Source organism: Rhizobacter sp. P2_D12 (assembly GCF_056404395.1).
Genome location: NZ_JBFUEB010000062.1, coordinates 13,960 through 39,449 on the forward strand (window position 1 = coordinate 13,960; position 25,490 = coordinate 39,449).

Annotated in this window: 20 protein-coding genes and 1 tRNA gene; 8 read left to right on the forward strand and 13 right to left on the reverse strand. The window is 69.8% G+C overall.

The annotated features are described in order from the left end of the window. Window positions 1-6: 6 nt before the first annotated feature. The gene (locus AC1DYN_RS20130; RefSeq protein WP_477962808.1) at window positions 7-1,170 is read right to left on the reverse strand and encodes an efflux RND transporter periplasmic adaptor subunit; all 1,164 of its coding nucleotides are present in this window, start codon (window positions 1,168-1,170) and stop codon (window positions 7-9) included. Continuing rightward, a complete protein-coding gene (locus AC1DYN_RS20135; protein ID WP_477962810.1) occupies window positions 1,167-1,826 on the reverse strand; it encodes a TetR/AcrR family transcriptional regulator in 660 nt (219 codons plus the stop codon). Before AC1DYN_RS20135 ends, AC1DYN_RS20130 begins: the two co-directional genes overlap by 4 nt. A gap of 147 nt (window positions 1,827-1,973) precedes the next feature. On the opposite strand from AC1DYN_RS20135, the gene AC1DYN_RS20140 reads away from it, so the two are divergent. Further along, on the forward strand, window positions 1,974-2,795 hold the full coding sequence (locus tag AC1DYN_RS20140) for an undecaprenyl-diphosphate phosphatase (protein ID WP_477962846.1): 822 nt from the start codon (window positions 1,974-1,976) through the stop codon (window positions 2,793-2,795). Here AC1DYN_RS20140 and trmB read toward each other — a convergent pair whose 3' ends face one another. Beyond that, the gene (gene trmB, locus AC1DYN_RS20145) at window positions 2,796-3,491 is read right to left on the reverse strand and encodes a tRNA (guanosine(46)-N7)-methyltransferase TrmB (protein ID WP_477962812.1); all 696 of its coding nucleotides are present in this window, start codon (window positions 3,489-3,491) and stop codon (window positions 2,796-2,798) included. Between the two features lie 67 nt (window positions 3,492-3,558). Next, entirely contained in the window at window positions 3,559-5,553 is a 1,995-nt protein-coding gene (locus tag AC1DYN_RS20150) for an O-linked N-acetylglucosamine transferase, SPINDLY family protein (protein ID WP_477962814.1), read from the reverse strand. A gap of 60 nt (window positions 5,554-5,613) precedes the next feature. On the opposite strand from AC1DYN_RS20150, the gene AC1DYN_RS20155 reads away from it, so the two are divergent. Continuing rightward, a tRNA-Gly gene (locus tag AC1DYN_RS20155) sits at window positions 5,614-5,687 on the forward strand. 63 nt (window positions 5,688-5,750) lie between these two features. Here AC1DYN_RS20155 and AC1DYN_RS20160 read toward each other — a convergent pair. After that, window positions 5,751-6,701 (reverse strand): hypothetical protein, encoded by a 951-nt coding sequence (locus AC1DYN_RS20160; protein WP_477962816.1) that lies wholly within the window; start codon window positions 6,699-6,701, stop codon window positions 5,751-5,753. A gap of 212 nt (window positions 6,702-6,913) precedes the next feature. Here AC1DYN_RS20160 and AC1DYN_RS20165 point away from each other — a divergent pair, with 212 nt between their 5' ends. Then, on the forward strand, window positions 6,914-7,801 hold the full coding sequence (locus tag AC1DYN_RS20165) for a GGDEF domain-containing protein (RefSeq protein WP_477962818.1): 888 nt from the start codon (window positions 6,914-6,916) through the stop codon (window positions 7,799-7,801). A gap of 33 nt (window positions 7,802-7,834) precedes the next feature. Here AC1DYN_RS20165 and AC1DYN_RS20170 read toward each other — a convergent pair whose 3' ends face one another. Genes AC1DYN_RS20170 through gabT form a run of 7 tightly spaced genes read right to left on the reverse strand, consistent with a single transcriptional unit; the run spans window position 7,835 to window position 15,853 of the window. Then, on the reverse strand, window positions 7,835-9,313 hold the full coding sequence (locus AC1DYN_RS20170) for an NAD-dependent succinate-semialdehyde dehydrogenase (protein WP_477962820.1): 1,479 nt from the start codon (window positions 9,311-9,313) through the stop codon (window positions 7,835-7,837). Between the two features lie 21 nt (window positions 9,314-9,334). Then, complete coding sequence (speB, locus tag AC1DYN_RS20175; protein ID WP_477962822.1) at window positions 9,335-10,285, reverse strand: agmatinase; 951 nt, start codon at window positions 10,283-10,285, stop codon at window positions 9,335-9,337. Beyond that, complete coding sequence (locus tag AC1DYN_RS20180; RefSeq protein WP_477962824.1) at window positions 10,282-11,106, reverse strand: ABC transporter permease; 825 nt, start codon at window positions 11,104-11,106, stop codon at window positions 10,282-10,284. Before AC1DYN_RS20180 ends, speB begins: the two co-directional genes overlap by 4 nt. Continuing rightward, window positions 11,103-12,323 (reverse strand): ABC transporter permease, encoded by a 1,221-nt coding sequence (locus AC1DYN_RS20185; protein WP_477962826.1) that lies wholly within the window; start codon window positions 12,321-12,323, stop codon window positions 11,103-11,105. Before AC1DYN_RS20185 ends, AC1DYN_RS20180 begins: the two co-directional genes overlap by 4 nt. A 13-nt stretch (window positions 12,324-12,336) precedes the next feature. Then, window positions 12,337-13,362 (reverse strand): ABC transporter substrate-binding protein, encoded by a 1,026-nt coding sequence (locus tag AC1DYN_RS20190; protein WP_477962828.1) that lies wholly within the window; start codon window positions 13,360-13,362, stop codon window positions 12,337-12,339. A 29-nt stretch (window positions 13,363-13,391) separates the two neighbouring features. Next, window positions 13,392-14,549 carry an ABC transporter ATP-binding protein gene (locus tag AC1DYN_RS20195; protein WP_477962830.1) on the reverse strand — a complete coding sequence of 386 codons (1,158 nt, stop codon included), beginning with the start codon at window positions 14,547-14,549 and terminating at the stop codon, window positions 13,392-13,394. An 11-nt stretch (window positions 14,550-14,560) separates the two neighbouring features. Beyond that, window positions 14,561-15,853: a 4-aminobutyrate--2-oxoglutarate transaminase gene (gene gabT / locus AC1DYN_RS20200; RefSeq protein WP_477962832.1), complete on the reverse strand. Its 1,293-nt coding sequence runs from the start codon at window positions 15,851-15,853 to the stop codon at window positions 14,561-14,563. Between the two features lie 177 nt (window positions 15,854-16,030). Between gabT and AC1DYN_RS20205 the strand changes: the two genes are divergently transcribed. From AC1DYN_RS20205 to AC1DYN_RS20225, 5 genes are all read left to right on the forward strand, one after another. Continuing rightward, the gene (locus AC1DYN_RS20205; protein ID WP_477962834.1) at window positions 16,031-17,443 is read left to right on the forward strand and encodes an aminotransferase-like domain-containing protein; all 1,413 of its coding nucleotides are present in this window, start codon (window positions 16,031-16,033) and stop codon (window positions 17,441-17,443) included. Between the two features lie 116 nt (window positions 17,444-17,559). After that, window positions 17,560-20,184 carry an alanine--tRNA ligase gene (gene alaS / locus AC1DYN_RS20210; protein ID WP_477962836.1) on the forward strand — a complete coding sequence of 875 codons (2,625 nt, stop codon included), beginning with the start codon at window positions 17,560-17,562 and terminating at the stop codon, window positions 20,182-20,184. Next, on the forward strand, window positions 20,181-20,615 hold the full coding sequence (locus tag AC1DYN_RS20215; protein WP_477962838.1) for a GNAT family acetyltransferase: 435 nt from the start codon (window positions 20,181-20,183) through the stop codon (window positions 20,613-20,615). Before alaS ends, AC1DYN_RS20215 begins: the two co-directional genes overlap by 4 nt. 103 nt (window positions 20,616-20,718) lie before the next feature. Beyond that, window positions 20,719-21,867 (forward strand): type 1 periplasmic-binding domain-containing protein, encoded by a 1,149-nt coding sequence (locus AC1DYN_RS20220; RefSeq protein WP_477962840.1) that lies wholly within the window; start codon window positions 20,719-20,721, stop codon window positions 21,865-21,867. A gap of 27 nt (window positions 21,868-21,894) precedes the next feature. Next, window positions 21,895-24,735, forward strand: a complete 2,841-nt coding sequence (locus AC1DYN_RS20225; RefSeq protein ID WP_477962842.1) for an ATP-binding protein — start codon at window positions 21,895-21,897, stop codon at window positions 24,733-24,735. A gap of 37 nt (window positions 24,736-24,772) precedes the next feature. Here AC1DYN_RS20225 and AC1DYN_RS20230 read toward each other — a convergent pair. Beyond that, a partial coding sequence (locus AC1DYN_RS20230) for a chemotaxis protein CheW (protein WP_477962844.1) occupies window positions 24,773-25,490 on the reverse strand: 718 nt, incomplete at its 5' end.

A 25,490-nucleotide genomic window follows, 5' to 3' on the forward strand; every position in this document is an offset into this window, starting at 1 on the left:
GGGCCTTCAGCGCGCGGCTGCGGGCGCGGACGTGGGCGAGGCCGCGCCGGTGATGCGCACGGCCGTGCCTTCGCGCACGGGGCCGACGCTGCCGCGCAGCACCGTGCTGCCGTCGGCGACGCCGGCCGTGATCTCGACCAGGCCGTCGCGCTCGCCGCCCAGGCCGCTGCGCCCGCCCAGCGTGACGCCGCGCTGCACCACCTTGCCGTCGACCACGGCCAGCACGTAGGGCCGCGCCTGGTCGACGCGCACCGCGTTGGCGGGCACGGCCAGCGCGGTCTTGCGCTCCAGCTCGATCGCGCCGCGCGCGAACAGGCCCTGGCGCAGCCCGGGCTGCGGCTGCAGCTCGAGGTAGACCATCACCGCGCGCGTGCCGGCCTGGGTGCTGGGGCTGATGCGCGCGACGCGCGCGCTGGCCGGCGCGGCCAGGCCGTCGACCTGCAGCGTCGCGAACTGGCCGACCTGCACCGCGCCGACGTCTTCCGGCGCGACGGCGGCTTCGAGCTCGATGCGCGACAGGTCGACCACCTCGACCAGCCTGGCATCGACCGCGACGCGCTCGCCCGGCTGCGCGGCGCGCAGCGACACGATGCCGCCGATCGGCGCCACCAGCTGCGCATCGGCGCGCGACTTGCGGGCCAGCTCGACGGCGGCCGCGGCGGCGCCGTAGTTGGCCTGCGCGGTGGCCTCGTTCGAAACCGAGGTCTCCAGGCCGGTGGCCGAGATGAAGCCCTGCGCGACCAGCGCCTTGTTGTTCTCCAGCGTGCGCCGGGCGATGTCGAGCTGGCCGCGCGCCGAGGCGGCGTTCTGCTCGGCCTGGCGCAGCCGCCAGTCGACCTCGGTGGTGTCGAGCTGGCCGATCACCTGGCCGGCCTTGACCGGGTCGCCTTCGCGCACCGTCAGCGACTTGACCTCGGCCGCCACCTTGGCCTTCACGACCGCGGAGTTGACCGCCTTCAGCCCGCCCGACACCGCCAGCGTGCGCGCGAACGGCTGCGGGTGCAGCACGACCAGGTCGCCGTCGGCGAGTTCGAGCGCCGGCGGCGCCTTGGACGCCGCGGCGCCGAGGGCCGCCTGCTCCTGCTTGCGCGCGCTCAGTGCGCGCGCCACGAAGCCGCCGACCAGCGCGACGACGACGACCGGCACGGTCCAGCGCAGCCAGCGCTTCATGCGGCGTCCGCTTTCCCGGGAATCTCCAGCCCGCGCGTGACGAGGTCCATGTGCGCGTAGACGAAATCGTGTGGCTCCATCAGCGACGGCACCGGCGAGCACGCCCCCAGCGAGTGCTTGTGCATGCACAGCATCACCATCGGCAGGATCAGCGAGTGCACCGCGAACTCCACGTCGACCGGGCGGAACTCGCCGGCGTCGATGCCGCGCTGCACGACGGCGGCGACCAGCTGCGAGCCGGGCTCGACCACCTGCTCGCGGTAGAACTCGGCGATTTCCGGGAAGTTGCGCACCTCGGTGAGGATCAGCTTGAAGACCGCCGAGCCGGGGCTGTGGAAGATGCGCATCCACCAGGCCGGCAGCACCTCGCGCAGCACCTGCGCCGCGGTGCCGGTGAACTGGCGCACCTCGTCGACGCCACTCTGGATCTCGGACGAGACGCGGTCGCGGATCACCGCCTTCAGCAGCTCTTCCTTGCTCGGGTAATAGAGATACAGCGTGCCCTTGGACACCCCGGCCGCCGCGGCCACCTCTTCGGAGCGGGTCGCGGCGAACCCCTTTTCGGCAAACAGCGCCAGCGCCGCGTCCAGCAGCTCTTGCGGGCGGGCTTCCTTGCGGCGTTGGCGGGAGGGGAGGGAGGGCAGCGGGGCGGTCATCGGATCGGTACTGACTGACTGGTCAGTAATGTAAGGGCTGGGGGCGGCCAGGGTCAAGGGATGCGGGTAACCCCTTGTTCGCAGGGCGGGACGGGAGGGCCCGGCGGCTATCATCGGCGCACTTTTTTGCTGGGAGATTGCGTGAACCTGGACGTCGTTTTGCTGCTGAAGGCGGCGGTGATGGGGGTCGTCGAGGGCTTGACGGAGTTTCTGCCGATCTCCAGCACGGGGCACCTGATCCTGGCGGGCTCGTTGATGCACTTCAACGACGCGCGCGGCAAGCTGTTCGAGATCGTGATCCAGTCGGGCGCGATCCTGGCCGTGGTGTGGGAATTCCGCGGCCGCATCGGCGGCGTGCTGGCCGGGGCCGGCAGCGATCCGAAGGCGCGCCGGCTGCTGCTGAACATCGCGATCGCCTTCCTGCCGCTGGCGGTGCTGGGGCTGGTGTTCGGCAAGATGCTGAAGGCCCAGCTGTTCAACGCGCCGACCGTGGCGACCACCTTCATCCTCGGCGGCCTGGTGATCCTGTGGGCCGAGCGGCGCCAGCACAGCGTGCGCATCCGCTCGGTCGACGAGATGACGGCGCTGGACGCGCTGAAGGTGGGCGTCGCGCAGGCGTTCGCGTTGATTCCCGGCACCAGCCGCTCGGGCGCGACCATCATCGGCGGCATGCTGTTCGGCCTGTCGCGCCAGGTGGCGACGGAGTTCACCTTCTACCTGGCGATCCCGACGCTGGGCGTCGCGTCGGTCTACTCGCTGTACAAGGAGCGTGCGCTGCTGTCGATGGACGACCTGGGCATGTGGGTGGTCGGCATGGTGGCGGCCTTCGTGTCGGCCTTCTTCTGCGTGCGGTGGCTGCTGCGCTACATCTCGACCCACAACTTCGTGCCCTTCGCGTGGTACCGCATTGCGTTCGGCGTGCTGGTGCTGCTGACCTGGCAGACCGGCTGGGTGGTCTGGGCCGATTGATCAACGCTTGCGGAACACCAGGTCCCACACCCCGTGGCCGAGCTTGAGGCCGCGGTTCTCGAACTTGGTGAGCGGCCGGTAATCCGGCTTCGGCGCATACCCTTGCGCGGTATTGACCAACCCCGCCTCCGCCGACAACACCTCCAGCATCTGCTCCGCATACGGCTGCCAGTCGGTCGCGCAGTGCAGGTATCCCCCGGGCGCGAGCCGGGTGACGAGCTTCGCGACGAAGGGCGCCTGGATCAGCCGGCGCTTGTTGTGCTTCTTCTTGTGCCACGGGTCGGGGAAGAACACGTGCACGCCGGCGAGAGAGTCGGGCGCGACCATGTGCTCCAGCACCTCGACCGCGTCGTGCTGCACGATGCGCAGGTTGCCGATCTGCTTCTCGCCGATGTGCTTGAGCAGCGCACCGACGCCCGGCGTGTGCACCTCGACGCCGAGGAAGTCGGTGCCGGGCAGCGATTGCGCGATGGCGGCGGTGGCGTCGCCCATGCCGAAGCCGATCTCCAGCACCAGCGGCGCGCTGCGGCGGCCGAACGCGGCCAGCGGGTCGAGCAACTGCGGCGCGTACGGGATGACGTAGCGCGGCCCGAGCGTCTCCAGCGCCCGCATCTGCCCGGTGCCCATGCGGCCGGCGCGCAGCACGAAGCTCTTGATGCCGCGCAGCGGGATGGTCGGGTCGGTGGGGGCGGTCATGGCGGGTCGGGCTCCAGGGGGCCTGGATTGTGCCCGACGCCGCGATCAGGCCGGCTGATTCTTGCCGTTACCCAGGCGTGGCGCCCGCAGGGGCATCCGCAGATTGCAGTCCTTTCGCTTTGTGCCCGCCGCCGGTCTCGCACCAGGCGCGCCACATGCCGCGCAGCGCCGCCTCGAAGTGGAGGGCGAAGCGCGGTGCATCCATGATGGGCGAGGCCGACATGCGCGGCCGCAAGGTGCTGCGCAGCTGCGCCAGTCGGGCCAGGTCCTGCACCTGCGTTGCAGCGAGCCGCACGTACCGGTTGGCGTCGGCCGCGATCCAGTCGGCCAGGCCGATGTTCATCAACAGGCCCACGCCCTGGCGGGACAAGAAGCTTTCGCCGGCCAGCGTCACCACCGGGACGCCCATCCAGAGCGACTCGGCGGTCGTCGTGCCGCCGGTGAACGGAAACGGATCCAGGCAGACATCCACCCGCCCGTAGGTGGCCAGGTAGTCGTCCCGCGAACTCAGGCCTTCGAGCACCAGGCGTTCGGCAGGAATGCGGTGCGCCGCGAAGCCGGCGACGATGCCGGCCCGCACCTGTTCATCCTGCAGTTGCGGCGACTTGAGCAGCAGGCGGCTCGACGGAACAGCCTGCAGCACGCGGGCCCACAGCGCCACCACGTCGGCGTTCACCTTCGACAGGTTGTTGAAGCAACCGAACGTGACCGCGCCTTCGGCCAGGGCAGGCAGGTCGCCGACCGGTGGGCTCGGCTGCGGCTCGGTGAAGCAAAGCCGGGTTTCCGGCAGGCGCCAGAGGGTCTCGGTGAAGTGGCGGTCCTCCGACGCGGGCAGCGTCCAGGCGTCGCCGACCAGGTAATCGATCTCGGCGACGCCGGTGGTCGCGAAATAGCCCAGCCAGCTGACCTGCACCGGGCTTGGTTTCCACGCGAACGTCGGCAGGCGGTTGTGGCCGGTGTGCCCCGACAGGTCGACCAGGATGTCGACGCGGTCGGCATGGATGCGGGCCGCCAACTGCTCGTCGGTGGTGGATGGGTGCACGTCGTGCCAGGCCTGGCAGCACGCCTTCAGGTGGTGCGCGACGCTGTCGTCGCACTTCGCCGTGGCGTAGGCGATCAACTGGATCCGGTCGGCCTGCGTGGACGCCAGCGCCGATACGACGCTCTCGAGAAAGTAGCCGACCGGGTGCTTGCGCAGGTCGCCGGAGACCAGCCCGACACGCAGGCACCGGTCGGGATCCGGCGTGCCCTGCCAGGCGGTGTACCGGCGCGCCTGGCGCGCGACGACGGAGCCGTACGCGCGGGCTTCGTCGAGCAACTGCTCGGGCGCGTACTTGTTGCGGTAGTTGTGGCAGAACAGCAGGCTCGAGCGCGCCTCGAGGTGGTCGGGCTGGAGGGCGAGGGCCTGGCGCAGGCTCGCCTCGGCCTCGTCGAATCGGCCGACGTCGCGCAACGCATTGCCCAGGTTGTAGTGGGCGAGCGCGAGGGTCGGGTCGAGTTCGACCGCACGGCGGTGGCTGTGGACAGCCTCGTCGAACATCCCTGCGTTCTTGAGGGCGGCACCCAGGTTGCTGTGCACGGCCGCGTAGTCGGGGCGCAGGACGAGCGCCTTGCGGTAGGCGTCGGCGGCCTCGCGGCTGCGCCCCAGTTCGTCGAGCACGTAGCCCGTGGCCACGTGGGCGTCTGCAAAGGCCGGGTCGATGCCGGCGGCGCGGCCGTATGCGGCCAGCGCTTCTTCGAGGCGGCCCAGGTGGAGGCAGGCGTTGCCGCGGTTGAAGTGCCCGCCGACGTAACGGGGATCGAGGGCCAGGGCGGTTTCGTAGGCGGCCAGCGCGCCCGGCGCGTCGCCCAGCGCGAGCAGCACGTTGCCGCGATTGAGGTGGGCGCGCGGCAGCTGCGCCGCGAGCGCGAGTGCCGCTTCGTACTGTTCCAGCGCCGGCTTCAGCTGCCCGAGCTGCTCGAGCGCGTTGCCTCGTTCGATCAGCTCGATCGCGCGATCTTCGTCGGTTGCCGCTTCGGGGGGACGGGCGCGCGCGAAGACGGCGCGCAGTTTGTCGAGCATGGGCGTCTGTTTCTCAAAGGCCCGGCAGTCTGGTCGCTCCGGGATAGAATGCGCCCCGCTGCGGGTGTAGTTCAATGGTAGAACGGCAGCTTCCCAAGCTTCATACGAGGGTTCGATTCCCTTCACCCGCTCCAGCTGACGCGCCTGTGCCGCAACAGGCGCTTGATCAGTGCGGTAATCTGCATCACCGCGAAGCCCTAGCTTCCGAGGCTTGACCAGCCGGCCAAGGCATTCGAGATCGTTCCGTCGGCTTCCAGTCGAAGGACCTTCTTGTGAAGATTTCTGAATGTGTTCGACTGCAGGGTCTTGTCTCTGATGGGCGTCAAGCTTTGGCGGCCCTTCTTGTAGACAACGAGTTTTCTTCCGTCGATATCAGGATCGTTGTGAGTAACAGGTTGCCACTCGTCATTCACACGTCTGACGATGCCCCGCAACTCGCCCTTGATCGGTGGGCCCTCTCCCGCAAATACCGCGATATCGTACCCGCAGATCTTCGGATGAATTCCTGAATTTCCAAGTTCGCGCATGAGCGTGAGCATCAGCTGCAGGCCTCCCTTGGTACCGTGGCTTCCTTTCTCGATGCGCATGCCGATGACTTCGTCTGCGGAGAATCCTCCGTCTTCTCCCCGCGCTGCAATCTCGCATGCAAAGAGCGATATTTTCTCGATGCTTGCGTGCAGTTCGATCGGAACGACCGATTTGATCGTGGAGGCAGCAGCACCGGGATCGAAGGCCCACCCGCCCCCATCGGAGTGGAACACAAGGTACAAGCCCACTGTCCTGGACTCGTCCTTTCTCTGTGTCAACTTTCYGATCCCCGTCGGGGTCTGATCATCTTTGCGATTGGATTCGCTGGGACCGGCTGGCATGGAGCCGCTGGTCGAAACATCCGGGGAAACTTTCTGATGTGTGCTTCTTCCGTCCAGGTCAGCACCAAGCGGAACATTGCCTCCACAAGTTTGTAATATTTTGGCGTCGAGTTTGTCGCCAGCGAAAAGAGCGTCGACTTCGATGAGGGCCGCTGTGCCGCACTTCACGGAATGGCGCCTGAACAGTGCCTCGGCTGCGTTTATTGTTTCTTTCATCTTGATGGGGTCACGGCCCATATTCGTATGGATCGCCAGCAGGTAAAGGTGGTCGACTCGCATTCATTGATCCCATGTGAAATGTGCATTCCCGATGCGGGGGCCGGTGGTCGAAAAGCATAGTCGCCCTCACGGGTGAGGGCACCTGTCAGGTCTGACATCCTGCTGCCGCTTGATCCCCCGGTGCCGAGCTGAGCGCGATGGCGGCCTGTTTTCCTCCCATTCTTCCTGCGCGTCGCCGCTAAACTGCACCCGAGTTGCTGCCGGAACCCCCCATGACCGACGCCCCCTGCCGCGTGCTGTGGATCGATGCCCAGCCGGCCGATGCCGAGATCAGCTCCAGCGTGCTGCAAAGCCGCGTGGGCGGCGGCAGCTTCGAGCTGCAGACCGCCACCGGCCTCGATTGCGAGCAGGCGCGGCAATGCCAGGTCGACGTGATCGTGCTGGCGCTGGGCGACGGCGCGGCCGAGACCGTGCTGGCCTGGCCTGCGCTCTCTGCCGCGTCGGCCGATGCCGCGCTGGTGCTGCTGGCACCGTCCGTCACCCCCGCACAGGCCGCCCGCCTGGTCCACGCCGGCGTGCAGGACATCGTGTTCCATGCCGACCTCGGTTCGCTCGCCCAGCGCATGCGCCTGGCCGCGGTGCGCAAGACCATCGAGCGCGAGGCCCGCAAGGCCTACGCCACCGACCTGATGACCGGGCTGCCCAACCGCACCCAGATGATCGAGCACCYGAGCCAGGTGCTGGCACTGCGCGAGCGCGAGCCGGCGCCGGTCAGCCTGCTGGTGTTCCGCGTCGACGGCCTGGCGCCGATCGAGGCCGCGCATGGCCCCGAGTCCGCCAACGTCGTGCGCCGCAAGGTGGCGGTGCGCTTGCGCGGTGGCGTGCGCGCGAGCGACGTGGTGGCCTCGCTCGGCGCCGACGTGTTCGCGGTGCTGCTGCCCTCCACCGAATCGCCGGCCGATGCGCAGCGCGTGGTGGACAAGCTGGTGCGGGTGCTGCGCGATCCGTTCAACGTGGCGGGCAGCACCGTGGGTGTCGCGGCGCATGTGGGCGTCGCGCAGTTTCCGCAGGACGGGCGGCAGCCGGRTGAGCTGCTGCGGCACGCGTCGGCGCAGGCCTTGTCGCGGGTGTATGGCACGCAGGGTGCCGCCAACGACTGAGTGCGACGGGCAAGCCCCGGATTGGCATCCGGGCTACTTCTGGATGTCCCCCAGGCACAGGTACTTCACCTCGACGTAGTCGTCGATCCCATGGTGCGACCCCTCGCGCCCCAGCCCCGACTGCTTGACCCCGCCGAACGGCACCTCCGCCGTCGAGATCAGCCCGGTGTTGATCCCCACCATGCCGTACTCGAGCGCCTCGCCGACGCGGAACACGCGCCCGACGTCGCGGCTGTAGAAATAGCTGGCCAGCCCGAATTCGGTGTCGTTGGCCATCGCGATGGCCTCGGCCTCGGTCTTGAAGCGGAACACCGGCGCCACCGGCCCGAAGGTCTCCTCGCGCGCGCACAGCATCTCGCTTGTCGCGTTCGCCAGCACCGTCGGCTCGTAGAAGCGCGTGCCGAACTTGCGACCGCCCACCACCAGCGTCGCACCCTTCGCGGTCGCGTCCGCCACGTGGCGCTCGATCTTCTCGATCGCCGCGTCGTCGATCATCGGCCCCTGCGTCACGCCGGCCTCGAAGCCGTTGCCCACCTTGATGGTCTTCGTCTTCTCGGCCAGCTTCGCGACGAAGGCGTCGTACACGCCGTACTGCACGTACAGCCGGTTCGCGCAGACGCAGGTCTGGCCGGCGTTGCGGTACTTGCTGGCCAGCGCACCTTCCACCGCGCTGTCCAGGTCGGCATCGTCGAACACGATGAAGGGCGCGTTGCCGCCCAGTTCGAGCGACAGCTTCTTGATCGTCGGCGCGCATTGCTTCATCAGGATGCGCCCCACCTCGGTCGAACCGGTGAACGACAGGTGGCGCACCAGGTCGCTCTCGCACAGCACCCGGCCCACCGCGATCGAGTTGGCACCGTCGGCGGTGATGACGTTCAGCACGCCCGCCGGCATGCCGGCACGCTGCGCCAGCTCGGCCACCGCCAGCGCCGACAGCGGCGTCTGCTCGGCCGGCTTGATCACCACCGGGCAGCCGGCCGCCAGCGCGGGCGCCACCTTGCGCGTGATCATCGCGATCGGGAAATTCCACGGCGTGATGGCCGCGCACACGCCCACCGGCTGCTTGATCACGAGATACCGCTTGCCGTTGTCGGTGGTCGGCACCGTCTCGCCATACACGCGGCGCGATTCCTCGGCAAACCATTCGATGAAGCTCGCGCCGTAGCCGACCTCGCCCTTGGCCTCGGCCAGCGGCTTGCCTTGTTCGGCGGTCATGATGCGGGCCAGGTCGTCGGCGTGGGCCATCAGCAGCTGGTACCACTTCATCAGGATGGCCGAGCGCTCCTTCGCGGTCTTGCCGCGCCAGGCCGGCCAGGCCTGGTTCGCGGCGGCCACGGCGGCCTCGGCCTCGGCCGCGCCCAGGTTGGCCACGTCCACCAGCTTCAGGTTCGTCGCCGGGTCGTTGACGTCGAAGCGCGCTCGGCCGGCCACCCACTCGCCACCGATCAGCGCGTTGGTCTTCAGCAGGCCCGGATCCTTCAGCGTTGCAAGCGGAGAGGTCTTCATGTCCATCGTCTCGGTCCCTTCATCGGTTCAGCGGCGCGGCACACCGGGCAGCACGCACAGCATTTCATAGAGCAGGTTGGCGCCCAGCAACGCGGTGTTGCCGGACGTGTCGTAGGGCGGCGCCACCTCCACCAGGTCGCCGCCGACCACGTTCAGCCCGTGGCAGCCGCGGATGATCTCCAATGCCTGCGGCACCGTCAGGCCGCCGATCTCGGGCGTGCCGGTGCCGCCGGCAAACGACGGGTCGATGCCGTCGATGTCGAAGGTGACGTAGACCGGCTGCGTCGTCCCGATGCGCTCGCGCACCCGGGCCATCAGCGGTGCGAGCGACTGGTACCACACCTCGTGCGCCTGCACGACGGTGAAGCCCTGCGCCCGCGGCCAGTCGAAGTCGTCGGCGGCGTAGCCGGTTCCGCGCAGGCCGATCTGCCAGACCTTGTCGCATTGCAGCAGGCCTTCCTCGACGGCGCGGCGGAACGGCGTGCCGTGTGCGACCCGCTCGCCGAACATCTCGTCGTTGACGTCGGCATGCGCATCCACGTGCACCAGCGCCACCGGCCCATGCCGCTTCGCGATCGCGCGCAGGATCGGCAGCGCGATCGTGTGGTCGCCGCCTAGCGTCAACGGCTTGCAGCCGGCGGCCAGCACCGCGTCGTAGAACGCCGTGATCAATGGCAGCGACTTGTCCAGCGAATAGGTGTTGACCGGCACGTCGCCGAGGTCGGCCACCTGCAGCGCATCGAAAGGCGCGGCCCCGGTCGCCATGTTGTACGGCCGAAGCAGGGCTGATTCGGCGCGGATCTGCCGCGGCCCGAAGCGCGCGCCGGCACGGTTGGAGGTGCCGATGTCCAGCGGCACGCCGATGAAGGCCGCGTCCAGCCCCTGCGCCGACGTGGCGGCCGGCAACCGCATCATCGTCGCGAGCCCGGCGAAGCGCGGCATCGCGTTGCCGCCCAGCGGCTGGTTCAGTTCCTTCATCGCTTGCGCCCCCGCAGCCATTCGAGCACCAGCAGCAGGCTGGTCGTGAACAGGATCAGCAGCGTCGCCACCGCCGCGATCGTCGGCGTGATGTTCTCGCGGATGCCGGTGAACATTTGCCGGGGCAGCGTCACCTGCTCGGGCCCGGCGAGGAACAGCGTCACCACCACCTCGTCGAACGAGGTCGCGAACGCGAACAGCGCGCCCGAGACCACGCCCGGTGCGATCACCGGCAGCGTGATGCGGAAGAAGGTGCGCAGCGGGTTCTCGCCCAGGCTCAGGCTGGCGCGCACCAGGTTGTTGTTGAAGCCCTGCAGCGTGGCCAGCACGGTGGTCAGCACGAAGGGTGCGCCGAGCGCCGCGTGCACGATGATCAGCGCGGTGTAGCTGTCGGCCAGCCCGGCGTTGGCGAAGAACAGGTAGGTGCTGACGCCGACCACGACGATCGGCACCACCATCGGTGCGATCAGCAGGCTCATCAGCAGGCCCTTGAACGGGAAGTCTGTGCGCGCCAGGCCCACCGCCGCCAGCGTGCCCAGCACGGTGGCGATGAGGGTGGCGGCCGGCGCGACGATGAAGCTGTTCTTCGCGGCGCGCGCCCACTCGGCCGACGTGAAGAGGTTCTGGTACCACTTCAGCGACCAGCCCGGGATCGGGTAGGCGAGGAAGGAGCTGTCGCTGAACGACAGCGGCATGATCACCAGGATCGGCAGCAGCAGGAAGGCCAGCACGCCGACGCAGGCGATGCGCACGGCCCACCAGCCGGCCTTGTCGAGTGGCGTCGCGTAGGCCGGGAACACCGGCAGGGCGGGCAGCTTCATCCGAGGCTCAATTCAGACTTCACGATGCGACGGTACACGGCATAGAGGACCAGCGTTGCCGACAGCAGCAATGCCCCCAGTCCGCAGGCCATGCCCCAGTTGATGTTCACGTTGGTGTATTGCGCGATGTAGTAGCTCAGCATCTGGTCGTCGGCGCCGCCCAGCAGTGCCGGCGTCACGTAGTAGCCGATGGCCAGGATGAACACCAGCAGCGCGCCGGCGCCGATGCCGGGGAAGGTCTGCGGCACGTAGACGCGGAAGAAGGCCGCCAGCGGCGGGCTGCCCAGCGACACCGCCGCGCGCACGTAGGTGGCCGGCACGCTCTTCATCACGCTGTACAGCGGCAGGATCATGAAGGGCAGCAGGATGTGGGTCATCGCGATGACGACGCCCAGCCGGTTGAACAGCAGCGGCAGCGGCTCGTCGACCAGGCCCAGGCCCATCAGGCTGCGGTTCACCAGCCCCTGCGACTGCAGCAGCACGATCCACGCGGCCACGCGCACCAGGATCGAGGTCCAGAACGGCACCAGCACCAGGATCATCAGCACGTTGGCCCGGCGTGCCGGCAGCGTCGACAGCCACCACGCGAGCGGGTAGCCGAGCAGCAGGCAGCACAGGGTGACGACGGCGCTGATCGCGAAGGTGCGGCCGAGGATGCGCGCGAAGGCACGCTGGTCCTCGGGCATGCGCTCGACCTGGCCGGTGGCATCGCGCCGCAGGTCGACCGCGGCCAGCAGGTAGTCGGGTGTCCAGCGCGAGCCATTCTTCGCGATCGCCTGCCAGTAGCGGGGTTCGGACCAGCGCTCGTCCAGGGCCAGCAGCTTTGCCCGGGCCTGCGCCGGGTCACCAGCGCCTTCCAGAGGCAGCGCGCGGTAGGTGCCCATCAGCAGCGAACGGGCGCCGGCTGCATCGCTGTTGAGCCGGCGCGCGACGGCACCGGCATCCGAGCTGTCGGGCAGGGCGCCCAGGTCGGCCACCAGCGCCGCGAAGGCCTCGGCCGCCGGCACGCCCTGGCGGTCCCAGGTGCCGAGGGCGGCGACGGTGCGCGGCAGCGCGGTCGCGACCTCCGGGTTCTCGACCGCGCGCTTGAGCAGCGCGGCGATCGGCACCAGGAAGGTCAGCAGCAGGAACAGCAGCAGCGGCAGCGTCAGCGAGAACGCCCGCAGCTTGCGCCGCCGCTCGGCGCGTGCCAGCTGGCGGCGCAGCGCGATCGTCATGGCGGCCCGGCCCTTACTGCGCTGCCCACGATGCGAAGCGCTTCTCCAGCTCCTCGCCCTGGTCGGCCCAGAACTTCAGGTTGAACTGCAGTGCATCCTTCGAGTTCGCCGGCGAGGTCGGCAGGTTGCCCAGGACCTTCGCGTCCAGCCTGGCCAGCGCCTTGGTGTTGGTCGGGCCATAGGCGATGTTCTTCGCATACTCGGCCTGCGCTTCCGGCGTGCTCGCGAACGCGATGAACTTCATCGCCGCATCCTTGTTCGGCGTGCCCTTCGGGATCACCCAGTAGTCCAGGTCGTAGATGCCGCCGGTCCAGGTGATCTTCAGGTTCTTGCCTTCGCGGTTGGCGGCATCGATGCGGCCGTTGTAGACCGTCGTCAGCGCCACGTCGCCCGCCACCAGGAACTGCGGCGGCTGCGCGCCGGCCTCCCACCACTGGATGCTCGGCTTCAGCTCGGTCAGCTTCTTGAACGCGCGCTCGGCGCCTTCCTTGGTCGCCAGCACCTTGTAGACGTCCGCGGATTTCACGCCGTCGGCCATCAGCGCGAACTCGAGGTTGTAGCGCGCGCCCTYGCGCATGCCGCGCTTGCCGGGGAATTTCTTCAGGTCCCAGAAATCGGCCCAGGTGGCCGGCGTGCCCTTCAGCTTGTCGCCGTTGTAGGCCATCACCGTCGACCACACGAAGATGCCGATGCCGCAGTCGCTGACGGCCGCCGGCAGCAGGTCGGCCTTGCCGCCCAGCTTGCTGTAGTCGAGCTTCTCGAACAGGCCTTCGTCGCAGCCGCGCGCCACGTCGGGCGATTCGACCTCGACCACGTCCCAGGTCACCTTCTTCGTCTCGACCATGGCCTTGATCTTGGCCTGCTCGCCGTTGTATTCCACCGGCACGACCTTGGTGCCGGTCTTCTCGAACGGCTCGTAGTAGGCCTTCTTCTGCGCGTTGGCATTGGCACCGCCGAAGTTGACGACGGTGATCTGCTGCGCGAAGGCAGGCAGCGAAAACCCTAGGGCCAGGGCGATGCTCAGGATGCTCTTCTTCATGACGCGGGTCCTTCTTTCGGGGTGGGGAATCAGAGGGTGTAGATCCGGGTGTGCTCGGGCGGCAGCTCCAGCCAGGCGGCGTCGCCCGCCTGCGGCGCGGCACCGCCGGCCAGCGGCAGCTTCACGGTCGCCGCCGGCTGGCCTTCGCCCAGCGTGCACAGCAACCGCAGGTGGTCGCCGAAGTAGATGACGCTGGTCACGCGGGCCTGCAGCAGGTTGCCGCGCTCGGCCGGGGCCTGGGCGTGCAGCAGGATGCGCTCGGGCCGGATGCAGGCCTCGACCGCCGCGCCCACCGCCGCGCCGTTGACGTTGACGCCGGTCAGCACCCGGCCGTCGACCAGCACCATGCCGCAGCGGTCGCCGCCGGCGTCCACGGGGGTCGCGCGCACCGTGCCCCTGACCACCGTGCTGTCGCCGATGAAGCCGGCGACGAAGCGGTTGGCCGGGGCCTCGTACATCGCCTCCACCGGGGCCAGCATCTGCACCGCGCCGTCGTTGAACACCGCCACGCGGTCGCTCATCGTCAGCGCCTCGCCCTGGTCGTGGGTGACGTAGACGAAGGTGACGCCGAGCTGGCGGTGCAACTCCTTCAGCTCGATCTGCATGTGCTCGCGCAGCTGCTTGTCGAGCGCGCCCAGCGGCTCGTCCATCAGCACCAGCTGCGGCTCGAACACCAGCGCCCGCGCCAGCGCGACGCGCTGCTGCTGGCCGCCCGACAGCTGCGCCGGCATGCGGTCGGCCAGCCCGTTCAGCCGCACCATGTCGAGCGCCTTCGCGACGCGACGCGCTTGCTCGTCGCGCGGCTGCTGGCGCACCGTCAGCGGGTAGGCCACGTTCTGCCCGACCGTCAGGTGCGGGAACAGCGCGTAGTTCTGGAACACCATGCCGAAGTGCCGCTTGTGCGGCGGCGTGCGCGTGATCGGCTTGCCGTCCAGCAGGATGTCGCCGGCGGTCGGCGATTCGAAGCCGGCCAGCATCATCAGCGTCGTCGTCTTGCCCGAACCGGAGGGCCCGAGCAGCGTCAGGAACTCGCCACGGCGGATGTCCAGGTCGAGCTGGCGCACCACCAGGTGGCTGCCGTCGTAGGTTTTCTGCACGCCGCGCAGGCGCACCAGCGGCTCGGCCGCCGGCCCGGGCGCGGACGCCGTCGGGGACGGGGCGGGGGAGGGCTCGGACAAAACGGGCATGCGCACCTCGTTCAACGCAGAGCGGCGAAACTGTCGGCCAGCAGCTGCAGGCCTTCGTCGACCAGCGTGTCCTCGGCCGTCAGCGGCACCAGCACGCGGATCACGTTGCCGTGCGTGCCGCAGGACAGCAGTATGAGCCCGCGGCGGGCCGCCTCGGCCACCACCTGCCGCGTCAGCTCGGCAGCCGGCTTGGCCAGGTCGCCGCCTTCGAACAGCTCGATCGCCACCATCGCGCCCAGGCCGCGCACGTCGCGCACCTGCGGCACCGCGCGGGCGATGCGCGTCAGCCCGGCCACCAGACGCTCGCCCAGCAGCCGGCTGCGCCGCAGCAGCTGTTCGTCGTCGAACACCTTCAGCACCGCCAGCGCCGCGGCGCAGCCGATCGGCGAGCCGGCATAGGTGCCGCCCAGCCCGCCGGGGCCGGGCGCGTCCATCACGTCGGCGCGGCCGACCACGCCGGCGATCGGAAAGCCGCCGGCCATCGACTTGGCGGTGGTGATCAGGTCCGGCGCCACCGGCCACTGCGCGCTCGCGAACCAGGTGCCGGTGCGGCCGGCGCCGGTCTGCACCTCGTCGGCGATCAGCAGGATGCCGTGGCGCTCGGCCAGCGCCTTCAGCCGCGCGATGAACTCGTTCGGCGCGACGTGGAATCCGCCTTCGCCCTGCACCGGCTCGACGATGAACGCGGCCACGCGCTCGGGCTCGATGTCGTTCTTGAAGATCGTCTCGACCGACTGCAGCGCGTCGTCGACGCTGACGCCGTGCAGCGCGTTCGGAAACAGCGCGTGGAAGGTCTCGCCCGGGAACGGCCCGAAGCCGGTCTTGTAGGGCGCGACCTTGCCGGTCAGCCCGAGCGTCAGCATGGTGCGGCCGTGGTAGCCGCCGGTGAAGGCGATCACGCCCGGGCGGCGGGTGAACGAGCGCGCGATCTTGACGGCGTTCTCGACCGCCTCGGCGCCGGTGGTCAGGAACAGCGATTTCTTCGCGAACGCGCCGGGGGCCAGCGCGTTCAGCCGCTCGGCCAGTTCGACGTAGGGCTCGTAGGCCAGCACCTGGAAGCAGGTGTGCGTGTACTCGTCGAGCTGCGCCTTCACGGCGGCGATCACCTCCGGGTGGCAGTGGCCGGTGTTCAGCACCGCGATGCCGCCGGCGAAGTCGATGTAGCGCCGGCCTTCGACGTCCCAGACCTCGGCATTGCGGCCGCGGCTGACGAAGATCGGGTGCGCCTGCCCGACGCCGCGGGCGATCGCGGCCTGGCGGCGGGCCATCAGGGCGGCGTTGGTCAGGTGGGCTTCGCGTTGCATGGCTTCACTCGTGTTGCAAAAATTGCGATCGGCGGACTGTAGGCATCGCAAACCCRGGCCGCCATGTACAGACGGTGCGGCGATTCGGTGTACTGTGCAGGGCGGGGTGCCTGTACATGCAAGCCCCTATTCGGTGCGCCACGCACGATGAAGTCACGCCCAGCCCGATCGCCACCGATGTTCACGCTGAACCCGAACTCCCCGATGCCGCTGGTCGGCCAGATCGTCGAGGGCTTGCGCCGCATGATCGCGGACCAGTCGCTCAAGCCCGGTGCCAAGCTGCCGTCGATCCGCGCCTTCGCGGCCTCGCACGGCGTCAGCGTGTTCACCGTGGTCGAGGCCTACGACCGGCTGGTGGCGCAGGGCTGGCTCACCTCGCGGGCCAACGCCGGCTTCTTCGTGCGGCGCCGCAGCGCCGACGGGCCGGCCGCCGCCCCGGCGCCCAAGCCGGTGGCCGACCTGCGCTTCGACGCCCAGTGGTACCTGAAGCAGATCTTCGAGAACCGCAACCTGGCGCTGAAGCCCGGCTGCGGCTGGTTGCCGCACGACTGGCTGTTCGAGGAAGGCGTGCGGCGCAGCCTGCGCCAGATGGCGGCGGATGGTGCCGAGCTGGGCGGCTACGGGCTGCCGCACGGCCACATGGCGCTGCGCATCCTGGTGGCCGAATCGCTGGCCGAGCAGCAGATCGCGGTCGGTGCCGAGCAGGTGCTGCTGACCCAGGGCTCCAGCCAGGCGCTCGACCTGGTGGCACGGCGGCTGCTGAAGCCGGGCGATCCGGTGCTGGTCGACGACCCCGGCTACCCGAACCTGATGTTCATGCTGCGCTTCCTCGGGGCGCGGCTGATCGGCGTGCCGCGCACGCCGGCCGGCTACGACCTGCCGGCGCTCGAGGCGCTGCTGGCCGAGCACCGGCCGAAGGTCTTCTTCACGCAGCCGCGCCTGCAAAGCCCGACCGGCTCGGTGACGCCGCTGGCGCAGGCCTACCGGCTGCTGCAGCTGGCCGAGGCGTACGGCGTGACGCTGGTCGAGAACGACATCTATGCCGACATGGATCCGGAACCGCGGCCGTCGCTCGCGAGCCTCGACCAGCTGCGCCGCGTGGTCTACGTCGGCAGCTTCTCGAAGACGATCTCGCCGAACATCCGCGTCGGCTACGTCGTCGCGCGGCCGGACCTGCTGGACGAGCTGGCGCAGCTGAAGATGGTGTCGGGGCTGACCTCGTCGGACATCACCGAGCGGCTGGCCTTCGGTGCGCTGACCGAAGGGCGCTGGCGCAAGCACCTGAAGTCGGTGCGCGACCGCCTGGCCGACGCGCACGGCCGGGTCGCGCAGCGCCTGGCCGGGCTCGGCTTCGAGCTGTTCGGCGAGCCGAAGGCGGGCATGTACCTGTGGGCCCGCCACCCCGACCTGCCCGACGGCGCCGAGCTGTCGCAGCAGGCGGTGGGCGAGGGCATCATGCTCGGGCCGGGCCAGCTGTTCCTGGTCGAGCCGCGCCCGACCGGCTGGCTGCGCTTCAACGTGGCCTTCAGCGACGACGAGCGGCTGTACGGCTTCCTGGCCGCGCAAATCCAGCTGCAGGACGCCGCGTAACCCGGATGCCAATCCGGGACCGCCGCTCCCGGATTGCGCTGCGCTCCATCCGGGCAACAGGGCCTTTCCTATAATCAACGGTTCCGCCCAGCCCGCTCCCTTAGAGAGAAAACAGGATGAAAGCCTCCGAGATCCGCGACACGTTCCTGAAGTTCTTCGAATCGAAGGGCCACACCATCGTCGCGTCGAGCCCGCTGGTGCCCGCCAACGACCCGACGCTGATGTTCACCAACTCGGGCATGGTGCAGTTCAAGGACGTCTTCCTCGGCACCGACAAGCGCCCCTACGTGCGCGCCGCATCCGTCCAGGCCTGCCTGCGCGCCGGCGGCAAGCACAACGACCTCGAGAACGTCGGCTACACCGCGCGCCACCACACTTTCTTCGAGATGCTGGGCAACTGGAGCTTCGGCGACTACTTCAAGCACGACGCGCTGACCTGGGCCTGGGAGCTGCTGACGAAGGTCTACCAGCTGCCGGCCGACAAGCTGTGGGCCACCGTCTACATCGACGACGACGAGGCCTACGACATCTGGACCCAGGTCATCGGCCTGCCGCCCGAGCGCGTGGTGCGCATCGGCGACAACAAGGGCGCCAAGTACGCCTCCGACAACTTCTGGATGATGGCCGACACCGGCCCCTGCGGCCCGTGCTCGGAGATCTTCTACGACCACGGCCCGGGCGTGGCCGGCGGCCCCCCGGGTTCGCCGGACGCCGACGGCGACCGCTACATCGAGATCTGGAACAACGTGTTCATGCAGTTCGACATGCAGCCCGACGGCAGCATCAAGAAGCTGCCGGCGCCCTGCGTCGACACCGGCATGGGCCTGGAGCGCCTGGCCGCGATCCTGCAGCACGTGCACAGCAACTACGAGATCGACCTGTTCGACCGCCTGATCCGCGCCGCTTCTCGTGAAGTTTTTGGAAACAGCGCGGGCGAGAAGGACCTGTCGAACAAGAGCCTGCGCGTGATCGCCGACCACATCCGCGCGACCGCGTTCCTGGTCAGCGACGGCGTGATCCCGAGCAACGAAGGCCGCGGCTACGTGCAGCGCCGCATCATCCGGCGCGCCATCCGCCACGGCTACAAGCTGGGCCAGAAGAAGCCGTTCTTCCACAAGCTGGTGGCCGACCTCGTCAAGGAGATGGGCGCCGCCTACCCGAAGCTCGCCGCCGAGCAGCAGCACATCACCGACACGCTGAAGGCCGAGGAGGTGCGCTTCTTCGAGACCCTGGCCAACGGCATGGAGATCCTCGATGCGGCGCTGGCCGGCGGCCAGAAGACGCTGCCCGGCGACGTCGCCTTCAAGCTGCACGACACCTACGGCTTCCCGCTCGACCTGACGCAGGACGTCTGCCGCGAGCGCGGCGTCGAGGTCGACGAGGTCGGCTTCGGCGCGGCGATGGAGCAGCAGAAGGCCCAGGGCCGCGCGGCCGGCAAGTTCAAGATGGCGCGCGCCGTCGAATACACCGGTGCCGGCCACGCCTTCACCGGCTACGAGCACCTGGAAGAACAGGCGACCGTGGCCGCGCTGTACCAGGAAGGCAGCCCGGTGCAGCAGCTGCTCGAAGGCCAGACCGGCATCGTCGTGCTGAGCGTGACGCCGTTCTACGCCGAGAGCGGCGGCCAGGTCGGCGACCAGGGCTCGCTGACCGCCGAGGGCGTTCTGTTCGGCGTGCAGGACACGCAGAAGATCAAGGCCGACGTGTTCGGCCACCACGGCGTGCTGAGCCAGGGCCGGCTGTCGGTGGGCGACAGCGTGACGGCGCGCGTCGACGGCGAGCTGCGCGCCGCCACGGTGCGCAACCACAGCGCGACCCACCTGATGCACAAGGCGCTGCGCGAGGTGCTGGGCACGCACGTGCAGCAGAAGGGCTCGCTGGTCGACGCCGAGAAGACGCGCTTCGACTTCGCGCACAACGCGCCGGTCACGCCGCAGCAGGTGACCGAGATCGAGCGCCGCGTCAACGCCGAGATCCTGGCCAACGCGGCCACGCAGGCGCGCGTGATGGACATCGAGTCGGCGCAGAAGACCGGCGCGATGATGCTGTTCGGCGAGAAGTACGGCGAGACCGTGCGCGTGCTCGACATCGGCAGCAGCCGCGAGCTGTGCGGCGGCACCCACGTACACCGCACCGGCGACATCGGCCTGTTCAAGGTGGTGGCCGAAAGCGGCGTGGCCGCCGGCGTCCGCCGCATCGAGGCGGTGACCGGCGTCAACGCGCTCGCCTACCTGCAGTCGCTCGAGAGCACGGTGCACCAGCTGGCCGCCACGCTGAAGGCCGCGCCCACCGAGGTGCCGCAGCGCCTGTCGCAGGTGCTCGACCAGGTGCGCGCGCTCGAGAAGGAACTGGGCACGGTGAAGGGCCGGCTGGCCTCGTCGCAAGGTGATGAACTCGTCAGCCAGGCGATCGACGTCAAGGGCCTGAAGGTGCTGGCCGCGACGCTGCAAGGTGCCGACGCGAAGACCTTGCGCGAGACCATGGACAAGCTGAAGGACAAGCTGAAGACCGCCGCCATCGTGCTGGCCGCGGTCGACGGCGGCAAGGTGCAGCTGGCCGCCGGCGTCACGGCCGACAGCGTCGGGCGCGTCAAGGCCGGCGAGCTGGTCAACTTCGTCGCGCAGCAGGTCGGCGGCAAGGGCGGCGGCAAGGCCGACCTGGCGATGGCCGGCGGCACCGATGCGTCGCAGCTGCCGCAGGCGCTGGCCTCGGTGCAGGGCTGGGTGGCAGAGCGCCTGTGAGTCTCGGCGCCTGGCGGATCCGGCCGTGCCGGCGCGCCGACGAGGCCGCCGTCATCGTGCTGTGGCAGGCCTGCGGCCTGACCCGGCCGTGGAACGACCCGTCCAAGGACATCGCGCGCAAGTTCGCCGAGCAGCCCGAGCTGTTCGCCGTCGCCGAGCTCGACGGCGAGCTGGTCGGCACCGTGATGGCCGGCTACGAGGGCCACCGCGGCTGGATCAACTACCTGGCGGTGACGCCGAAGCTGCAGCGCGGCGGCCTGGGCCGCGCGCTGATGCACTGGGCCGAACTGCGCCTGCGCGAGCGCGGCTGCCCGAAGATCAACCTGCAGATCCGCCGCGGCAACAGCGCGGTGATCGCGTTCTACGAAAGCCTCGGCTTCTCGGAAGACGACGTGATGAGCATGGGCAAGCGGCTCGAGAAAGACGACTGAACGCACGACCCCGGGTCCGAATGGACTCCCGGATTGACCCTCTTGCGGCAAACGGGTCGCGGCGCGATAACGAAGCGCAGCCCCAACCCCGAGAGGTGCGTCCATGCCTGCCCGTCCCCGTCCATCGCTGCGGCTCCTGGCCGCAGGCTTCGCATTATTCGCGCTGGCCGCCGCCCGCGGCGCGGCGCCGCAAGATCCCGATTCGGTGCCTTCGCTCGCGAAGGAGCAGCAGGTGGTGGCTGCCGGCATCCGCTGCGGCGGCGAGCCGAAGGTCGAGACCGGGCCGGCGGCCCAGGCGGGCAAGACCATCGCGATGGTCATCGAGGACCTGCGCAACGGCGGTGTGCTGGCGGCCTCGCTGGGCGTGCGCGAGGCGGCGGCGGCGATCGGCTGGACCGTCAAGGTGTTCGACGTCGGCGGCGTCATCGGCAACCGCGACCGGGTCATGAAGGAGGTGCTGGAGTTCAAGCCCGATGCCGTCGCGCTGATGGGCGGCCTGACGCTGGAGGGCTCGGCGACCAAGGGCTACGGCCCGTACGACCTGACGCAGTTCACGCGCCGCGGCGTGGTGCTGATCAGTTGGCACGCGAACCCGTGGCCGGGGCCGATCGCCGGCACGCCGGTGACGACCAACGTGACCAGCGACCCGATGCTGGTGGCCCGCATGGCCGCCTCCAAGGCCATCCTCGAAGCGGGCGGGCGCGCCGGCGTCGTGATCTTCACCGACTCGAAGCTGCAGATGGCGATGACCAAGGCGAACGCGATGGCCGACGTCATCCGCGCCTGCAGGCAGTGCGAGCTGCTGGGCCTACTGGACGTCGGCATGGAGGAGACCGGTACCCGCATGGCCGGCATCACGCAGGACCTGCTGAAGCGCCACGGCAAGCGCTGGACGCATGCGCTGGCCGTCAACGACATCTACTTCGACTACATGGTGCCCGAGCTGATCAACCTGAAGGTGCCGAGCGACGGCGTGCGGCTGATCTCGGGCGGCGACGGCAGCTCGGCCGCCTTCCTGCGCATCGCGGCGAAGTCGTTCCAGACCGCCACGGCCGCCGATCCGCTGAACCTGCAGGGCTGGCAGGTCGTCGACGAGCTGAACCGGCTGTTCGCCGGCCAGCCGCTGAGCGGCTTCGTCGCGCCGCCGCGCCTGGTGACGACCGAGAACATGTCGTGCGAAGGTTCGCGCCGGCTGTTGTACGACCCGGACAACGGCTATCGCGAGGCCTACCGGCGCATCTGGAAACGCTGACGCGCCGGGACCGGAGGGCCGCCCACCGTGCAGTTGCGTCAGCTGGTACCCCGCTCGCTGCGGCGGCAATTCGCGCTGGCCTTCCTGGGCCTGGCGGTCATCATCGTCGCGGGCGGGATCATCGCGCTGCACACCGTGCGCGAGCTCGCCGTGGCCTCGCGCGGGCTCGGCGAGCAGCGCCTGCAGCGGGTGCGGCTGGCCCAGGAGCTGGTCGCCGAAACCTCGGCGATCTCGCTCGACGCCTACCAGCTGATCAACACCCCCTCGGCCGACGAAGTGCGCCGCATCTACCTGCGGATGCAGAAGCACCTGCAGGACTACGACGCGCTGGTGGCGCAGATCAGCAACGCGAGCGGCGACGTGATCGTGCTCGACCTGCACCAGGCGAGCCAGCTGCTGCGCAACTCGGCCAACACGGCCACGCAGCTGCGCGAGGATTCGCTGCGCACCGAGCTGCAGTTCGCGCGCATGCTCGAAGACCGCATCGGCCAGCTGGAGGCCTTGTACGGCCGCGAGCAGCTGCCGCTGGTGGTGCTGCTGTACCAGCTGGCCGGCGTCAACCAGGAGGACGAGCTGGGCACGCTGCGCAGTCGGCTGGTGCCGCTGACGGTGCTGTCGGCGCGCCCCAGCAGCTGGTCGGCGGCCTCGGCCGAATCGCTGATGTCCGACGTGCGCATGCTGTTCACGCTGCGCGAGAAGCTGCTGGCCCAGCGCCAGGTGATGGCCGCGTTGCGCGACGAGATGAACCGCCAGTCGCAGGCCATGGGCACGGCGGCCGGCACCTGGTCGGCCGCGTCGCGCAGCGACTACCGCGAAGCGGTGCGGCAGCTGGTGGAGTCGTCCGAGGGCAAGCAGCGCTGGATCCTCGCGCTGTTCATCGGCAGCCTGTTGGCGGCGATCGCGGTGGCGCGGGTCTTCCTCGGGCAGCACGTGGTCGGCCGGCTGCAGCAGGTCAGCGATTCGCTGCGCAGCGACCGCCTCGACAGCCAGCCCTGCGTGGTGCCGGTGCAGGGCTACGACGAGATCAGCGACATGGCGCGCGCGGTCGAGCGCTTCCTCGAGGACCGCCGGCTGCTGGCGCTGACGCGCGCGTCTCTGGAGACCGAGCAGCGCCGCCTGGCCGCGATCATCGACCACACCGCCGACGGCATCGTCGTGGTGCGCGGCACGCGGGTCGAGCAGCTCAACCCGGCGGGCGAGGCGATGTTCGGCCGCTCGCCCGACGAGGCCGCCGGGCAGCCGCTCGAATGCCTGCTGTCGGGCTTCGACCCGCCGCTGCAGGTGGCGCAGCCGGGGGCGCGCAGCGCGCTCGGCCATCACCGCGGCGGGCGCGACTTCCCGGCGGAGGTGTCGCTCAGCGAGGTCACCGCCGACGACGGCGGCCTGACGGTGCTGGTGGTGCGCGACGCGACGCTGCGCCGCGCGGTCGAGCAGCAGCTGACGGCGGCCCGCGATGCCGCCATCGCGGCGCAGCGCGCGCAGGCGACCTTCCTCGCCAACATGAGCCACGAGCTGCGCACGCCGCTCAACGGCATCCTCGGCTACACGCAGGTGCTGCGGCTCGACAAGTCGCTCGACGCGCAGCAGGCGGCCGGCCTGAAGACCATCCAGAGCAGCGGCGAGCACCTGCTGACGCTGATCAACGACATCCTCGACATCGCCAAGATCGAATCCGGCAAGCTCGACCTGGATACGGCGCCGATGGACGTGCCCAGCTTCCTGGGCGTCATCCGCGACCTGATCCGCATCAAGGCCAGCCACAAGGGCCTGGCCTTCCTGCTGGAGGTGCACGGCGAGCTGCCGAAGGCGGTGATGGTGGATGCGCGGCGGCTGCGCCAGGTGCTGCTGAACCTGCTGGGCAACGCGGTCAAGTTCACCGACGTCGGGCAGGTGCGGCTGGACGTGCACCTGCAGCGCATCGACGCAGCGCAGGCGCAGATCCGCTTCGAGGTCAGCGACACCGGGATCGGCATGGATGCGGCGCAGATGCAGCGGCTGTTCCAGCCCTTCGAGCAGGTGGGCGATGCCTCGCGGCGGGCCGGCGGCAGCGGGCTCGGGCTGTCGATCAGCCGGCAGCTGGTGCGCCTGATGGGCAGCGACATCCTGCTGCGCAGCGTGCCCGACGAAGGCAGCCGCTTCTGGTTCGACCTGGTGCTGCCGGTGCTGGCGACCGGTGCCGAGGTGGGGCGCGCCGAGCCGACGGTGATCGGCTACGCCGGCGAGCCGCGGCGCGTGCTGATCGTCGACGACATCCCCGAGAATCGCGAGATGCTGGCCTACCTGCTGCGCCTGCTGGGCTTCGAGATCGACGAGGCGGCCAATGGCGAGAGCGCGCTGCAGCGCGTGCGGGCGCGGCGTCCCGACCTGATCCTGATGGACATGATGATGCCGGTGATGGATGGCGTCGAGGCGACGCGGCTGATCCGCCACCTCGACGGCATGGCGCAGGTGCCGGTGGTCGCGATCTCGGCCAGCGTCGCGCCCGATGACCAGCGGCGCTGGCTGGCCGCGGGGGCCAATGCCTTCGAGGCCAAGCCGATCCGGCGCGAGAGCCTGTTGCGGCAGATCGGCAACCTGCTCGGGCTGGAATGGATTCTCGAGACGCCCGAGCCGGCGGCCGAAGCGGCAGCCGCCGGCGGCAACGGCAGCATGCCGGCGGAGTTCCTGCCGACCGCCGACGAGCTGCGCGAGCTGCAGCGCCTGAGCCGCACCGGCAACATGACCGCGATCGGCGACGAGGCGGCGCGGCTGCTGTCGGTCGACGAGCGCTACCGGCCCTTTGCCGAACGGGTGCAGCGGCTGGCGCGCGAGTACCAGGCGAAGGCGCTGGCGGTGCTGCTCGACGAGAGCCTGCAGCGGCCTGGATGACGAGCCCTCGGTGCCGGGCGGCCCGGCGCTCTGCGGGCTAGACCGTGACGGCTTCCGCCAGCGCCGCGACGCCGGCCTGCGCCACCAGCGCGTCGACGTCCAGCAGGATCAGCATCCGTTGGTGGCTGCTGACCAGTCGCTCGCCGGCGCCGCCCTGGCGTGCCAGCGATTGCACGCGCGTCGCGGCGACCTCGAACACCGGCCCCAGTTCGTCGACGCGCAGCGCGAAGCGCTGGCCGCCCGAGGCTTCGGCGACCACCAGCGGTGCGTGCGGGTCGGCGGCGGCCGCGGTGCCGCGCAGCACGCCGAGGTCGACCACCGGCAGCAGCCGGCCGTCGAACTCGACCATGCCCGGCAGGTGGGCCGGCGCGTTCGGCAGCGCCGCGATGCGCGGCTGCTGCAGCGCCTGCAGTGCCATGCCGGCAGGCACGCCCAGCCATTGCCCGCCGCACAGGAAGCTCGCGATCGACAGCGACGGCCCAGCCGCACGCGGCGGGGGCGGGGCCGCGTCGAACACGATGGCGGCGGCCGGGGCCTGCGATTGCAGCGCGCCGAGCCGGACCAGCACCAGCGACAGCAGGTCGTGCGGGCCGTTGCCGGCATCGCCGTCGACGGCGCGGTGGTACTCGCGGTAGCCGCCGGACACGCTGCAGCCGGCGCTGTAGGCGATGCCGTCGAGGTGGATCACCGCGCTGCCGGAGCTGCCGCGCGCCAGCGCCCGCCACGCCGCCGGCAGCGGTGCCGCGGTGCCGGCC

Excerpts from the sequence above, each read along its gene's own strand:
- AC1DYN_RS20130 (WP_477962808.1), bottom strand. The coding sequence starts at position 1,170 with ATGAAGCGCTGGCTGCGCTGGACCGTGCCGGTCGTCGTCGTCGCGCTG.
- AC1DYN_RS20135 (WP_477962810.1), bottom strand. The coding sequence starts at position 1,826 with ATGACCGCCCCGCTGCCCTCCCTCCCCTCCCGCCAACGCCGCAAGGAA.
- trmB (WP_477962812.1), bottom strand. The coding sequence starts at position 3,491 with ATGACCGCCCCCACCGACCCGACCATCCCGCTGCGCGGCATCAAGAGC.
- AC1DYN_RS20150 (WP_477962814.1), bottom strand. The coding sequence starts at position 5,553 with ATGCTCGACAAACTGCGCGCCGTCTTCGCGCGCGCCCGTCCCCCCGAA.
- AC1DYN_RS20170 (WP_477962820.1), bottom strand. The coding sequence starts at position 9,313 with ATGGACATGAAGACCTCTCCGCTTGCAACGCTGAAGGATCCGGGCCTG.
- speB (WP_477962822.1), bottom strand. The coding sequence starts at position 10,285 with ATGAAGGAACTGAACCAGCCGCTGGGCGGCAACGCGATGCCGCGCTTC.
- AC1DYN_RS20180 (WP_477962824.1), bottom strand. The coding sequence starts at position 11,106 with ATGAAGCTGCCCGCCCTGCCGGTGTTCCCGGCCTACGCGACGCCACTC.
- AC1DYN_RS20185 (WP_477962826.1), bottom strand. The coding sequence starts at position 12,323 with ATGACGATCGCGCTGCGCCGCCAGCTGGCACGCGCCGAGCGGCGGCGC.
- AC1DYN_RS20195 (WP_477962830.1), bottom strand. The coding sequence starts at position 14,549 with ATGCCCGTTTTGTCCGAGCCCTCCCCCGCCCCGTCCCCGACGGCGTCC.
- gabT (WP_477962832.1), bottom strand. The coding sequence starts at position 15,853 with ATGCAACGCGAAGCCCACCTGACCAACGCCGCCCTGATGGCCCGCCGC.
- AC1DYN_RS20205 (WP_477962834.1), top strand. The coding sequence starts at position 16,031 with ATGTTCACGCTGAACCCGAACTCCCCGATGCCGCTGGTCGGCCAGATC.
- alaS (WP_477962836.1), top strand. The coding sequence starts at position 17,560 with ATGAAAGCCTCCGAGATCCGCGACACGTTCCTGAAGTTCTTCGAATCG.
- AC1DYN_RS20220 (WP_477962840.1), top strand. The coding sequence starts at position 20,719 with ATGCCTGCCCGTCCCCGTCCATCGCTGCGGCTCCTGGCCGCAGGCTTC.